Raw genomic sequence first — 15157 nt, forward strand, 5'->3', positions numbered from 1 at the left:
CATCACATAAATCAAAAAATTAATCAGTTGATTAAATAATGATGAATTAATCGCCTACCACTCCCTTAACCAACCTCTATAATTAATCGTATGTTTAATTATGGTAATCACAATGGCAGACACAAATCGTAAAGCGGGTCGACCCAGCGAAAAAATCGATGCTCGCGAGAAGCTAATCGAGCAAGCTCGAGAACTCTTTACTGTTATGGCATACGACAAAGTTTCTACTCGACTTATAGCAAATCGCGCTGGTGTCAATGTCGCTATGATCCGCTATTACTTCGGTAACAAAGAGGGACTATTTGAGACTATGTTGCGCGAGACAATGGCGCCCATGCAGATCCAAATGCAGCAATTGTTATCAGATAGTTCTCAGCGAAATTTTTTAGAGATCATGCGTACCTATTATCGCGAGATGATCAAAGTTCCTCAATTTCCACGTCTGATTATGCAAGTGATGACAATGTCGCCATCAGAGACACAACGTAAGTTACTAGAAAAAGTATTTCTCGATGTCACTCAACCAATGCAAAGTGTCATGTTTAAACGTATGACAGATAGCGGAATATTAAAGCCTGGCGTCGACCCTTTACTGTGTAAGGTTTCCTACATCAGTTTGATGGTTTTCCCATTCATTGTACCAAGCGCCATGCTAGGTCTACACGGTATTGAACTGAGTGAAGAATTTCTCGATAGGCTCATTGAGCACAACATAGATCTAATGAAACATGGTTTTTTAAACACGCAAGGCGAACAACATGAAAGTTAATAAGAAACTGCTCTTTTTCCCTGCTCTCGCTGTCGGCGTCATTGCGTTGGTGGCTGCTATCAAACTCCAGCCAGACTTACCTATTAAACCGGCTGGTGACAGAGCAAGGTTAGTGAACACCGCCCCCTTAGAACTTCGCTCAATGGCCCCGCTAGCAATAGGGTTCGGTAAAATCGAGCCTAAGGTCGAATGGAAAGCAATAGCCGAAGTTTCGGGCAAAGTCGTCTATCGCAATCCTCAACTAGAAAAAGGCCAAGTGATCAAAGCCGGTACTGAAGTATTGCGCATTGACCCTCTTGATTACGAACTAAAACTCGTCCAAGCACAAGCTGACCTCAAATCTGCCCTCACCTCTCTCGCTAAGCTTGGTCAAGAAGAACAAAACCTGAAACAAACGCTCAAGATTGAAAAAAACCGCTTAGAGATTGCCAACAAAGAATTAGCAAGAAAACAAAATCTACGTAAGAAAGGGCTTACCTCTCAGTCAGATGTGGATCAACAAGAGCAAAGCGCGCTATCACAACGCAAGCTGGTTCTCGATATTGAAAATCAAATCGGTCTCATGCCCGATGAAAAGCGCGTTGCCGAAGCCTTGGTTAAAGTGAATAACTCCAAAGTAGAAGAGGCTCAACGCTCTCTAGAACGAACCATTATTACCCTGCCTTATGATCTTCGTATTTCAAGCGTAGATATCGAGCAAGATCAAGTGGTCAACATTCAACAAGTTATGATCACTGCGCATGGTATTGATGTCATGGAAGTAGAAGCTCAGCTTTCTATTCACGATATGCACACTCTAGCCTCAAGCATCGGCGAATTCTCGCGCGACGAATCCGGCATACCAAAGCCAGATACCACATTCATTGAAGCCTCTATTGAGCTAAGTAGTGGTAATGTAAGCGCCTCTTGGCCCGCTAAAGTTTCTCGCATCAGCGAAACGGTGGATCCTACACAAGCAACAGCCGGTGTAATACTGGAAATAGCGCAAGATTATCGACAACTTAACCCTACTTCAGTGCCTCCTCTCGTAAATGGCATGTTTGTACGTGCGCAAATTGAAGGACAAGAAAATCCAAGCTGGGTGATTCCTGAGCGCGCATTGCATGGCGACAAGATTTACATCATGACGCCAGAAAGCACCTTAAAAATCCAGCAAGTCGAGGTGCTCTACCGCCGAGACAACCAAGTGATCATTGATGGAGAAATCGAACAAGGTGAGAAATTAATCCTGAACGATTTGCTTCCTGCAATTCAAGGCATGTTACTCAAAGAAGCTCAATCAGAGGGGACTGACCTATGATTCGATTCTTTGCCAAACATCCCACCGCAGCTAACCTTTTGATGTTGAGCTTGCTGTTGCTGGGGATAACATCATTACCAAACATAAAACGAGAAACGTTTCCTGAGTTTGATCCACCCTATATTATGGCTGGCGTGGTGTATCCTGGTGCATCTCCTCTGGAAGTTGAAGAGAGTATCTGTGTTCGAATGGAAGATGCTGTCGATGGGCTTGCAAACATCGAAGAAACGCAATGTGAAGCGATAGAAGGCTCTGCACGTTTAATTCTAAAGCTGGATGAGAAAGCAGACATCGGTCGGATGCTGGTCGATGTTCAAACCCAGATCAACTCTATCAATGACTTTCCGCAAGAGATTGAATCTCCCGTCGTGCAAGAGCTTGATTGGAATGAACCCGTTGTCGATGTCGCCATCACCGCAGATACGACATGGCCTGAGTTAAAAGCTTACGCAGAGCAGCTTAAGCGAACGTTAAAGCTTGATTATGGTGTTTCTTTAGTTAATGTTGCCGGCTTTTCAGATCACCAATTTCGTGTAGAGCTCGATGAACAGGCCATGCGCCAACTTGGCCTAAGCGTCGGTGATATCGCCGAACAAATCGGTCGCCAAAATGTAAAGCTGCCTAGCGGTAATGTTGAGACGCCTGATAAACACTTTCTCATCCGCTTTGACGAGCGAAAGATTACGCCACAAGAGCTAGAGACCATCGTTGTGGGCTCTGGTCCAAATGGCTCTCTTATTCGATTAAAAGATATCGCAACCATCACCGATCGCTTTGAGCTCGATGAACAAAAAGTACTCTTTGATGGTCACCCTTCTGCCCTACTAAAAATCAGCAAAAACAAAGAAGATGATGCTTTAAGAATCAAAGAGCGCGTTGTCCAGTTTGTTACCGACCAGCAAGCTATCGCACCAGATGGCGTTAAGCTCGAATTGACCAACGATCTCTCCTCAGTGCTTTGGGACCGTCTCACAATGATGGTCAGCAACGGTTGGCAAGGGATTGTACTGGTCTTTGCAACAATGTGGCTGTTCTTTAGTCTACGCTATTCTTTTTGGGTGGCTGCTGGCCTTCCGGTTGCATTCCTGGGCGGGTTGTTCTTGATGGCGCAGCTAGGATTGTCCATCAACATTATGTCTTTGGTCGGCCTACTCATGGCTATCGGTATCATGATGGATGATGCGATAGTGATCGCCGAATCGATAGCCTCTCACTTAGATAGAGGTGATGACATTGACGACGCTGTAATTAAAGGGGTGAAAAAGGTACTACCAGGTGTCATTTCGTCATTCCTAACCACGGTATGTATTTTCGGTAGTCTACTCTTCTTGCAAGGTGAAATGGGTGCCGTTCTCAAGGCCGTCCCTCAAGTGTTGATTTTAGTCTTAACGCTCAGCTTAGTGGAAGCATTCTTGATTCTGCCTAATCACCTTTCTCACTCTTTACATAAAGAGAAAAAAGAAAAGCCACCAGCCAAGTTTAAGAAAAAACTTCTCGATAGTTTTGAGCATTTTCGTAATAACCAGCTCGTCAACGCAGTAGAGAAAGTTGTCGAGTATCGCTATGCGTTTTTAGGTGGCGTTGTGGCTCTATTGTTAATTTCAGTAGCCACTATTGCTGGAGGCATCCTCAAGTTTCAGCCTTTCCCAGAACTTGATGGTGATATTGCTGAAGCGAGAATCATTCTGCCACCCGGTTCTTCGTTGTCACAAACAGAGGCAGTCGTCGATAAGATTGTTTTATCAGCACAACGCCTAAGTGAAAAGTGGAGTAAAGAAAAAGAAAATGGCACGCCTTTAGTTGAACATATCACCAGTCAATTCAATGCCAATGCAGACGCCAATGAATCAGGCCCTCATATTGCGACAATACGATTGGATTTATTAGGAGCTGAAAGTAGAAACACGCTCATTGACGAATTTATTGCCGCGTGGCGAGAAGACATTGGCGAACTTGCAGACCCAATTTCTCTTGTCTTCAAACAACCGACTATGGGCCCAGGAGGGCGTGCAATCGAGATACGTGCGAAACACGACGATCTTGATGCGCTTAAAGCGGCCTCTATCGACATACAGCAATACCTCAATGAGTTTGACGGCGTACACGGCGTGTTGGATGACATGCGTATGGGTAAAGAAGAAGTGCTCGTGAAGCTTCGTCCCGGCGCGGAAACCTATGGCGTCAACGGCCAATTGATTGCAGGTCAACTGCGGGCTGCATTCTTTGGCCAAACCGCCGATGAGATTCAAGTTGGGGTCGAAAACATCTCGATTGAAGTTCGCCTAAATAAGGTTCAAGCTGGCGATCTTCAAGCATTGGCGAATTTCCCAATAATCATGCCAGACGGAAGCCAGATCCCTCTCGCGACAATAGCAACGCTCGATTTTCAGCGTAACTATGTTCGAATTCAACGCATTGACGGTTTAAGAACAATCAGCGTGTTCGGCGATACGGATAACACAAAGGCAAATTCCACGGCCATTATTCGTCAATTCCAACAGCAAGAAGCGCCTAAGCTAATGGCCAAATACCCGGGGCTTCGTTTCGATTTTGAAGGTGAAGCTAAAGATACAGCGGAAACCGGCGCCTCTATGGGCAAAGGATTCGCTCTTGGGTTATTCGGCGTTTTCGCAATTCTTAGCTATCAGTTCCGCAGCTACTTAGAACCAGTGGTGGTTATGCTAGCCATACCACTGGCCTTTATTGGTGTCGTATGGGGGCATATTTTACTTGGGCACTCTCTAAGTATGCCAAGCATGATGGGATTTGTTTCATTAGCGGGTATTGTGGTCAATGATTCAATACTGCTGGTGCAATACATTAGGCACCATGTGGATGAAGGAGACAACGTTCACGACTCCGTTGTCAAAGCGAGCCGAGAGCGATTCAGAGCCGTATTCCTAACATCCATCACCACGGCTGCTGGTCTATTGCCACTCTTAACAGAAACAAGTCTACAGGCGCAAGTTATACAACCCTTGGTGATTTCAATTGTCTTCGGTATCTTTGCCTCAACACTCTTGGTGCTCTTTATGATCCCAGCAGCCTATGCGGTTCTCGCAGATTTTGGGTTGGTCCATAAGCACGAAGAAATATAGAAAGCTTAAATGTAAAAAAGCGGCAACGAAGCCGCTTTTTTTATATTTGATAGAATCCGTCTACCAAGAGAACTGTACGCCCGCACCACCACTAACATCAGACGAGATATTCTTTGTACCACTTGCATAATTGATGGTACCAGAAACACTCCATCCAGTTCCTTCAAAAGAATGAGCCGCACCAATGGCTACCGCTTCAACCTCGCCAGCAAAACCAACACCTGCACCAAAAGCAGTCTGTCCATTCGTTACCATTGGTCTCGCGTTAACCGTTGCGTGTAAGCTTGCACCAACTTGGTCCATTTTATCTTCCATTTTCAAGAAGCGTTGATTTGTTTCCGCGGCAAACGCTTCAAAATCAGCTCTAAGATCATCCACATCGCTTCGTGGCAAGCCAGCAATGACATCATCATTGATTGGCGGCGCAACGTCAGGTTGATCTGGTGATGGGCGATCAGGTGAATTATCAACAGGTGGTTGAGTTGGTGATTGTTGGTTCGCTTCACCTTCGTAAACAGTATTACCATCAGAATCTGTAATCAACCAGTCGCCATTTTCATCTTTACGTGCAAAGAATCGGTCACCATTACTGTTCACTCCTTCCCATACACCATCTTCATTCCCAACTACACGGTATTGTTCGCCATTAACTAGAACATCTCGACCATTTTTACCACTCACAACGTAGTCTAGTTTGCCTTCAGTTGTGTTATCTCCACCCCACGTTGGTGGTTTCTTTTCTGGACGCGGTGGTTGAGGTTCCAAACCAAACCCACCATCATAATCAACGTGACTACCAGAGACTCGGTTCACCAAGTTGCCATCTGTGTTGTAAATTTCATAGTTTCCATCTTGGTTCTTTTTTACATAAAAAATATTGCCATTCTCATCTTCTAAGGCATGTACTTTATTCCCAAGACCGCTGTCTACCGAAGTGTATGTGTTGCCATTTGAGTCAGTAACAACACCCGTACTATCATCAACTGACCAGTTGTACCAAGCCATTGCTGGTGAAGCGGCTAAACCAAATGAAGCGATAATTGAAGTGATTAGTAATTGCTTTTTCATATAGATAAGTTCCAAATGATGTTCAAAATTTATGTTGTGTATTTTGAGCAATCATCCGACTTATTAGAAATAACCTTTGCTAACATCATTAATAAGCAATACTTATTACCATCTTGTATTATCACTTTGACATTCATTTGCTCCAGTTATAAAAATTCCCTATCCTCTCCATTCCGAGTAAATAGGGACAGGCTTGTGAGACAAACCTTAAGAGAAAAAGTCGTTGCGGTATGCAACAAGAAAATTCAACAAAAAGGCGATAATGTAGGTGTCTCTTTTTACGCCTTTTTTGCCAATAAAAACGACAACCCAGAGCTATTGATGGAAGCGGCAACTTGGTGGATCCAAACCCATCAACTTGACCATTTCGAAAAAGCGCACAAGATCATCGCCATGATTGAAGAGGGCAAATAGCAACGATATCAAAGGTGAAGAATAATAAAGGCAGAGATTAACTCCGCCTTTACTTTTTATGACGTTACAGCTTGTTGCTTACGCTTGAACAGGTGCTTCAATTTGGAAAAGAGCGCCTTAATATCATTGAGCATTAAATACAGACAAGGCACTAATACCAAAGTTAGTAAGGTCGCGAACAATACCGCAAAGCCTAAGGCAACCGCCATCGGTATTACAAACTTCGCCTGCAGGCTCGTCTCAAACATGATTGGCAAGACACCAACAAAGGTGGTTATTGAAGTTAAGGTAATAGCCCTGAACCTTGCACAGCCTGCTTCTATCACCGCTTCTTTGATTGCCACACCTTCACTGCGTACTTTATTGACGTAATCTGTCATGACGAGCGAATCATTTATCACTACACCAGCCGCTGCAATCAAACCAAATGTCGACATCATGCTGAGGTCTAAACCAAACCAATAGTGGCCCCATATTGCTCCGGTCAAACTAAACGGAATCACTGACATAATGATCAATGGTTGCGTGTAACTCTTAAGCGGTACGGCGAGTAGGATGTACACAATAATCATCCCTGCGACGAAGAAGATCTTCTGCTCATTTTGCTGAGCTTGTTGTTCCTCAATTGTCCCGCCTAACTCACTCTTCACTCCTGAGTATTTGGCCAAAATAGTCGGAATAATGGTACTGTTCACCTGCTCCACAATCGCGCCGGGTTCAACTCGTTCCTCATCAATCGAACCGTAAACATAGACACTACGGAAACCACCTTCACGGCGAATCGAACTTACACCTGGTTTTTGGGTAATCTCAACCACATCGCCCAGCATGACCTTCTTGCCTTCAGGCGTAGTGATCACGGCATATCGAAGCGATGAAAAGGCTTCACGCGTCAATTTAGGATAACGCACCATGACTTTAATCTCTTCGCCGTCACGCAGTACGCGCTGAGCTTCGCCACCGTAGAAACTTCCGCCGACTTGAGTGGCAATGTCAAATAGATCTAGGCCTAAGTCATAGGCGACAGGGGCAAGAGACAGTAGTACCTCTTGGCTACCTGCATCAATGGAAGATGAAATATCAAACAGACCTTCTTCTTGCTTTAACGTCATGATCAACTCGCGACCTGCAGCATTCAAAGTATCGATATCAGATCCGTAAAGTAGAAAGCCGAACTCATCCCCTTTCTCGTCGTCATTGACGTTGTCCGAAACAGTCAGTGTTTTTAAGCCCGGAATTATTGGCATCTGCTCTCGCCAACGCCTTGCCAATTCGAAGGTGTTGAAAGGACGAAGCTCTTCATCCACCAGAGGAATGACTAGGCGCCCCTCCTTTCTCCCTCGGTTAAATGTCAGAATGTCTTTGATCATCTTCTGACCATATTCTTCTTCAATCTGCTGATCAATTGTCAGTACCGTGCTTTCAATCTGCTTCAACGCATCAATAGTCTGCTCACTAGAGATGTTGTCGTTCATCACCAATTGAATACTTGGGAAATCATGAGGAACTTTAGGAGACGGAATAATGCGAACATAATTCGCCATCACCATCGCGATACTGATCACCAAAATAGCGACAAAGCCTGTGAACACACTCCAACGCCAATGAGTACAAGCGGTTACGAAACGTTTGTAAGGACCATTAACAAAGCTGAAGAATTTAGTGTTAAAGCGATCACGCCAACTGCCTTTCTTAATTGGCTTAAAGTTTGAATGTGCTAAGTGCGAAGGGAGTATTAACTTCGATTCAATTAAGCTAAATATCAAACATAGAATCACAATAGACGCGATACCAAAGAAGAAAGCTCGCTCAATCCCTTTAGACATCAAGAAAGGGGCAAACACTGCGATAGTGGTCAACACGCCGAATGTTGCAGGTGTCGCGACACGTTTAACACCACGCACAACGTTTTCTACGCCGCCGCCTTTCTTCTCAATTTCTGTATACGCGCTTTCACCTATAACAATGGCGTCATCAACAACGATACCCAGAACCATAATAAAGGCGAACAGTGAAACGATATTAATACTCACCCCAATCGCTGGCATGAGCATCACCGCTCCTAGGAAACAGACTGGCAAGCCAACCATCACCCACATCGCGAGCTTGAAGCGCAAGAAGATACTCAGCATCAATGCCACTAAGAAAGCACCCTGCAGTAAATTCTTCAACATCATGTCCAAGCGCGCGTTGAGGTAGTACGTCATATCCACCAGCGTTTTGATTTTTAAATCCGCGGGTAAGGTTTTGTTCTTTTGCTCTATGTACGCTTTAACGGACTCCGCTACCGTCACCATATTTTGGTCTTTGGTCGCTTTTACCGATAGATAAATCGCATTTTCACCAGAGTATTTGAAGTATCGATCATCTTCAGTAAAACCATCTTTAATCGTAGCGATATCTTGTAGCAACACTTTGCCACCGTTCGCACCGATCTTTACTGGGATCTGACGAAATTCTTCGCCGCTGTAGTATTGATTTTCAATACGAACCGAGATCATCCCAGAATTGGTTCGAACTTCACCCGCTGAGTAGTTTGCAGAGAATCGTTGAATTGCCTGACTGACATCATTCAGCGTTAGACTGTATTTTTGAAGAACTCGAGGCTCAACTTCAATTGCGATTTCATATTGAGGTGCGCCTAACTCAACCAAAGCCACGTTCTGCAATTGCAAGAGTTCGTCTTCAATCTGCTTGGCAATCGGTTTTAACTCGAGTAACGAGCGGTTGCCGACAATCGCCATTTCAATCACATCTTGGCGAAACTCAAATTGATAAACCTGTACAGGCTCCATCGCCGCTGGAAAGTTCGCAATCGAATCGACTTTTTGCTTGACCTTATCGAGTACATCTTCAATTTTTTCGTCAACTTCAATCTCAAGCTCAATACTGCCACTTCCTCGACTAGCGGTTGAAACGGCCTTCTTGATACCGGTGACATCTTTCAGTGACTCTTCAATTTTAATTAGTATGCTTTCTTCCACTTCTTGAGGTGACGCGCCCGGATACTGCGCACTCACGTTGATGTAGTTCACCTCAATATTTGGAAACATCTGTTTTTGAATCAGGAAAAAGCTCGCTGTACCGACGATAAGTATAAAGACCATCAACAAGTTTGCTGCGACAGAATTATTAGCGAAGTAAGCAATGAGCCCTTTTTGTTTTGTCTCTTCCATGTGAAATCCCTAGTGAGTCATCACGTTTTCTGCGACGTTAACATCAACCAACAACCCTTTTTGTGGGTATTCAGGAACAGTCAATACGATTTGGTCATCATCGAATAGCCCTTCACCAATCAACATGAACTCTTTCTCTGCTCGCAGAACATTGACCTTTCTCGGTTCAAGCTCACCTTTATCGTTTACAACCCAAACTTGTTGATTATTTACAAGCTCTTGCGGTAGTCGATAGATGTGTTTTAGCTCCTTACCAACAAACTGTACTTCAACGTAAGAACCAAACTTAAGCGGCATTGCGGACGAATCAATCGCATATGGGTCTGCAACACTCACGACAACATTAATCATCCGAGTACTGCTATCAACCACGCCAAGATCACGCTCGATTTTTCCTTCACGTTCTACATTTGAAATACCACGCTGAATAACTCTCGCATCTAACCCTGCGTAGTTTTTAGGAAGAAAAGCACTATCAAAGCCTGCGATTGGAATATGAACTTCACCCGCTTCCACATTGTTTAACGTAGCGACATGAGCACCTGCAGTGATAAATTGGCCGACACCAATATCACGCGAGACCACTAATGCATCATAAGGAGCGACGATTTTGCAGTTTTCTAAATCACGTTTTGCTCGCTTTAGTTCCGCTTGAGCAGATTTGACTTGCGCGGATGCACTCAGAACTTGGGGCTTTCTAAGATACAAATCAGTGACTTGCTTCTCTGGTAGTCGTTTAGCTTGTCGCTTAGCCACTTCAGCCTTTGCTTTCTCTTCAATCAAATTGGCTTTCGCGCTAGCAAGTTGAGCCTCAGCTTGCAAAACCGCAGCTTGGTAATTATCGCTTTCAATACTAAATAAGACTTCTCCGCGCTTCACGACTCCACCAACAACAAAATTTGGGTGCCAACTAATCACTTCTCCGGATACTTGCGCTGAAAGCTGCGTAACTTCAACGGGTTGAAGCTCGCCGTGACTGGTAATCACAACCTTGTAATCGCTTGATTGAATAGGTGCAACGGTCACTATTGGTAAGGTGTTTTTAACTTCTTCTTCTGAGGTTTCAGGTCCAGTTGAAGCTATCGCCGTATAACCTCCGTAGGCTCCAGCTAAAATAAGACAAGGTAATAACCAACGTAACGACTTAATGATCATGAACATTCCTTATTGGGTATGATGCTGTTCTGGTGACGTAACCAAAATGAAAATAATTATTGTTGTACGTATAAACTGAGGGTTCGACATCAATTTACGAGAAACTATCCCCTACACTTGATTGATTTATAAAAAATTCAAATGAATACGTAATTTTATCTATTTTCATTTCACAAACGAACCTAAAGCAAAGAGAATGCCAGGAGATAAATCTAACAATTTCATATAGTTAAAGAATAACCAATCACACAGAAACTCATCACCTTGGCGAATACAATTACAAGTAGGTAAATTTAACCACCTCGTATTAATCGATTTCGTACACTCATTGCTAAAAAATAGCGAATAAGTTGTGAGATTCTTATGAGAATTCAATGAAGTTACTGATAGATTCCTTCGTCATCCTTTAGAGAAAGGCACAGCGGCTCCCAAACCAAACGCCACTGACTCTCAATACAAAAAGGATGGAATCACAATGACAAATTCTACAAAACTTGGCTTAGTTATGACTTCACTTGCTCTCTCAATAGGTGCAAGTTCAGTACACGCTGCAGAGCTTGAAATCACGGTCACAAATGCCACAAAAGGTATCTACTTTACGCCGCTCGTAGTCGCTGCACACAACGCAGACATCCACATGTTTAAAACAGGAGAAGCGGCATCTGCAGAGTTAGAAGCAATGGCAGAAGGTGGTGATATTTCCGGCTTGTCATCTCTGCTAGGTAATGCTGGTGCTACCGTGGTTGAGAACCCGGCAAGTGGAATTCTAAATCCAGGTATTGCTACAACGTTTACGATAGACAGTGGCAATTTCGAATATTTGTCTCTAAGCGCAATGCTACTGCCAACCAATGATGGATTTGTCGGACTGGACAGTTGGAAAATCCCAGAGGAGCCAGGCACATATAAAACCACGCTTCGCAGCTATGACGCGGGCACTGAAGCCAATGATGAACTAGCTGGGAGTATGCCTAACCCGCCATTTATTACCTTTGGCTCTGGCGGCACAGGTGTTGAAACCGCCGTCAGCAATGACAAAGTGCATGTTCACCCAGGTAATTTAGGTGATAGCGACGCAACGGGCGGTATCAGTGATTTGAGTAATAGTGCTCACCGCTGGTTAAACCCTGTGGCAACTATGACTGTTGTTGTTAAGTAAGGAGATAGCTATGAAATTTAGACTACTCTTTATCGCCGCATCTGTAGGCGTGCTGGCTGGTTGTCCTAGTGACAACAATGATGCGAAAACCCAATCGTATCGCTATGATGTTCAGGTTTCCAACCTAACGGCCAATCAACCACTGTCACCTTTGGCTGTCATGGCTCACAACCGCAACTACCAGCTTTTTCAAGTTGGCCAGCCTTCTTCTGTTGAGTTGGAGCACCTCGCAGAGGGTGGCAGTAATGCCGAACTTATCGCATTAATGGATAGTGACGACAATATTACTCATGCTACTTCTGGAAATGGTTTAATTTTACCAGGTCAGTCAGACCAAGTGACCATAACCATTGATCCTAAACAGTCAGGCTATCTTTCGGTCGCATCCATGTTGGTGAATACCAATGATGCCTTTGTGGGTGAAACAGGTTTATCGCTCAAAAACCTCTCTGTCGGCGAAAGCTATGAGATGAGCATGAATGTCTGGGATTCTGGCACTGAGCTCAATGACGAGCTTGCTGCGGCTATTCCAGGGCCAGCTGGCGGTGGTGAAGGTTTCAATGCTGAGCGCAACGATACCAGTGACGCTGTTTCGTTTCACGCTGGCATTATTAGCCAAGACGATGGGTTAACCCAGTCCGCACTTTCAGCGAATCATCGCTTCCTCAATCCTGGGGCGAAGTTAACCATCACTAGAGTTGAATAGTCGCCGCTCATTACGATTATTCGATGAAAGTTATCGTCCCCTGCTCTGGTCATCTACTCAGTATGCCGACTCAGAGCAGGGAAAATTGCATGGAAAAACAACCAATAAATTTGGTCGCTTCAATTTTATTAGCAGAAGATGACAATGATTTGGCTGAGCTAATAAAAATGCATTTGAAGTTTCAGGGCCACCAAGTGACTAGAGTCCAAAACTGCGCGCAGGCAATGGAACTCTATCATCAACAAAATTTTGATTTGATCATTCTCGATCGCGGACTGCCTGATGGCGACGGGCTTGATATTTGCGCCCAAATACGCCAGCGAGACGACTGGTTACCCGTCTTAATCTTAACGGCAAGAGACAGTGAAATGGATAAAGTCGATGGCTTAGAAATTGGAGTAGACGATTATATGACAAAGCCTTTTGGCGTTCTCGAATTCCAAGCGCGGGTAAGAAATATTCTTCAGCGCCGCCTTCAAACAGGGTTGAGCAACACCGAAGAGTCAGAAAAAATCGCTTCAATGAGTTTTGGGCCGCTTACGATCCATCCCGAGCTGCACAAAATCTCCATGCACGAAAAAGAGATAGATCTCACTGTAACTGAATTTACTTTATTGCGATTCCTTGCTTCTCGCCCAGGGCGTGTCTATAGCAAAGATGAATTACTAGACCATGTTTGGAACACCAATCATAGTGGTTATCATCATACCGTCTGTAGCACCATTAATCGACTAAGACGCAAACTAGAAGTGACAGCGTCACCAGAAGGTTCATTAACAAAAGTGAAAGAAAGCAAAGATCATCGCTTTATTCAAACCGTTTGGGGGGTTGGTTACAAATTTCAGCCAATGACATCGCCGCAATGAGCTTGGTCATACAAGGAAACGTCTATGATGAGCTTTAAGTCACGACTGGTACTTTTTACGGCGCTATGGTTTTGCTTAGCTATGGTTTTGATTGCTCTTACTTACCATTGGCAGCGCGAAACCATAGAACAGCGAGCAACCCAACAACTGCATAAAAACTTAGCCACGCATATGCGCGATGACAATCCATTGATGATTGGGACGGATTACAACCCTAAGGCGCTAAAGTCTATTTTTCATACCTTAATGCTGATTGGTCCTGATTTTGAGATCTATTTTCTTGATAGCCAAGGCGTCATCACCACCCACGCTGCTCCCGACAATACATTAATAAAACCGCAAGTCGATCTTGAGCCAATAAACAGATTCCTTGCTAACGAGACATTCCCTATTTTAGGCGACGATCCACGAGCTCCAGATAAACAGAAAGTGTTCTCCGTCGCAGCTATCAAAGAGCTCGGCTCTACAGTGGGGTACCTTTATGTCGTGATTGGTAGTAGTCGATATTCCGCTATCGAAAAAGCGCAAGTCGATACACCATACATCGCTTTAGCTGGGCTGATCCTTATCTCCATCCTAGGATTTGCTATTGGTGCTTATTGGCTAGTAAAACAGAGCTTACTTAGCCCCATTGAACAAGTTACGCGTAAACTGCAACAGCAATCCGAGCAAGATTTTCGTTTACAACCCGGGTTTACCAATCAAGTGCCAGAGCTTGTGCCGATTGCACGCTCTTATCAACTGATGGCTAAGCACATTCAACAACAATTTTTACAACTGGAATATCAAGCTAGCCAACGCCGCGATAGTTTGGTTCAGTTAAGTCATGACCTGAAAACACCGTTGTCGAGTGTGCTGGGATATCTAGAGACATGGCAAATACAGAACCCTAAGCCTGATCCTCTGATCGATGTGGCCTATCGAAACTGTCAGAAACTCTCGGCTCAGCTACACACTTTATTGTTAACAGCGAAACAATCACCTCAAATGCCAAGCTATCACTTTGCTCCGGTGGCGTTGAATCCGTTGTTAGGGGAATGCGCTGAAACGATGCAGAGTCAATTTACTCGTAAAAAAGTAACGTTAAAAATGGAACTAGATGAGGATCTATTGACCATTGGTGATAAAGGGTTACTAGAGCGCTTAATCTTAAACCTGCTTGAAAACGCACTCAGACACAGTCCAAAAAATAGCATCATTGAGTGCCGAGCAAATATCGACAACCAAGGGAAGCTCATTGAGTTCAGTTTTCTAAATGTCGTCGATGAAACAGCTCCACAAGGATCGCTAGGGATAGGTACTAAAATAGTCCAATCTATCTTAATGATGCACCATAGCTATTTAAACACCCAGCGCTTGAATATAGATCACCAAGATAAAAGCTCGTTGTGCTACCGACAATCTTTCTCTCTTCCCACTACGTAGCAAAGGGGAGCCTAAAAAGAA

The 15157-nt window shown here is 44.2% G+C and carries 11 protein-coding genes; 8 read left to right on the forward strand and 3 right to left on the reverse strand.

What is annotated here, in order from left to right; genetic code table 11:
* The first annotated feature begins 112 nt into the window (after positions 1–112).
* The 3 genes from GVO60_RS00400 to GVO60_RS00410 are packed head-to-tail and all read left to right on the forward strand — an operon-like array spanning position 113 to position 5167.
* Positions 113–769, forward strand: a complete 657-nt coding sequence (locus GVO60_RS00400) for a TetR/AcrR family transcriptional regulator (RefSeq protein ID WP_159650529.1) — start codon at positions 113–115, stop codon at positions 767–769.
* Positions 759–2069 (forward strand): efflux RND transporter periplasmic adaptor subunit, encoded by a 1311-nt coding sequence (locus GVO60_RS00405; protein WP_159650531.1) that lies wholly within the window; start codon positions 759–761, stop codon positions 2067–2069. The genes GVO60_RS00400 and GVO60_RS00405 overlap by 11 nt, the downstream gene beginning before the upstream one ends.
* Positions 2066–5167, forward strand: coding sequence for an efflux RND transporter permease subunit (locus GVO60_RS00410; protein WP_159650533.1), 3102 nt, complete (start codon positions 2066–2068; stop codon positions 5165–5167). Before GVO60_RS00405 ends, GVO60_RS00410 begins: the two co-directional genes overlap by 4 nt.
* Before the next feature lie 60 nt (positions 5168–5227).
* Here the strand turns inward: GVO60_RS00410 and GVO60_RS00415 are convergent, their stop codons facing one another.
* Positions 5228–6235, reverse strand: coding sequence for a YadA C-terminal domain-containing protein (locus GVO60_RS00415; RefSeq protein ID WP_159650535.1), 1008 nt, complete (start codon positions 6233–6235; stop codon positions 5228–5230).
* 195 nt (positions 6236–6430) lie between these two features.
* Between GVO60_RS00415 and GVO60_RS00420 the strand changes: the two genes are divergently transcribed.
* Positions 6431–6649: a DUF6500 family protein gene (locus tag GVO60_RS00420; RefSeq protein WP_159650537.1), complete on the forward strand. Its 219-nt coding sequence runs from the start codon at positions 6431–6433 to the stop codon at positions 6647–6649.
* Positions 6650–6705: 56 nt separating this feature from the next.
* Here GVO60_RS00420 and GVO60_RS00425 read toward each other — a convergent pair whose 3' ends face one another.
* Together GVO60_RS00425 and GVO60_RS00430 are read right to left on the reverse strand one after the other, a co-directional pair.
* On the reverse strand, positions 6706–9825 hold the full coding sequence (locus GVO60_RS00425) for an efflux RND transporter permease subunit (protein WP_159650539.1): 3120 nt from the start codon (positions 9823–9825) through the stop codon (positions 6706–6708).
* A 9-nt stretch (positions 9826–9834) separates the two neighbouring features.
* Entirely contained in the window at positions 9835–10980 is a 1146-nt protein-coding gene (locus tag GVO60_RS00430; RefSeq protein ID WP_159650541.1) for an efflux RND transporter periplasmic adaptor subunit, read from the reverse strand.
* 505 nt (positions 10981–11485) lie between these two features.
* Here GVO60_RS00430 and GVO60_RS00435 point away from each other — a divergent pair.
* The 4 genes from GVO60_RS00435 (at position 11486) to GVO60_RS00450 (ending at position 15136) form a co-directional block, all read left to right on the forward strand.
* A complete protein-coding gene (locus GVO60_RS00435) occupies positions 11486–12139 on the forward strand; it encodes a spondin domain-containing protein (protein WP_371862427.1) in 654 nt (217 codons plus the stop codon).
* Positions 12140–12149: 10 nt separating this feature from the next.
* A complete protein-coding gene (locus GVO60_RS00440; RefSeq protein ID WP_159650545.1) occupies positions 12150–12845 on the forward strand; it encodes a spondin domain-containing protein in 696 nt (231 codons plus the stop codon).
* A gap of 89 nt (positions 12846–12934) precedes the next feature.
* Positions 12935–13711, forward strand: a complete 777-nt coding sequence (locus tag GVO60_RS00445) for a response regulator transcription factor (protein WP_159650547.1) — start codon at positions 12935–12937, stop codon at positions 13709–13711.
* Positions 13712–13738: 27 nt separating this feature from the next.
* A complete protein-coding gene (locus GVO60_RS00450) occupies positions 13739–15136 on the forward strand; it encodes a sensor histidine kinase (protein ID WP_159651393.1) in 1398 nt (465 codons plus the stop codon).
* The last annotated feature ends 21 nt before the right edge of the window (positions 15137–15157 follow it).

This window comes from Vibrio atypicus, from assembly GCF_009811315.1.
In the GTDB taxonomy this organism is placed as follows: Bacteria; Pseudomonadota; Gammaproteobacteria; order Enterobacterales; family Vibrionaceae; genus Vibrio; species Vibrio atypicus.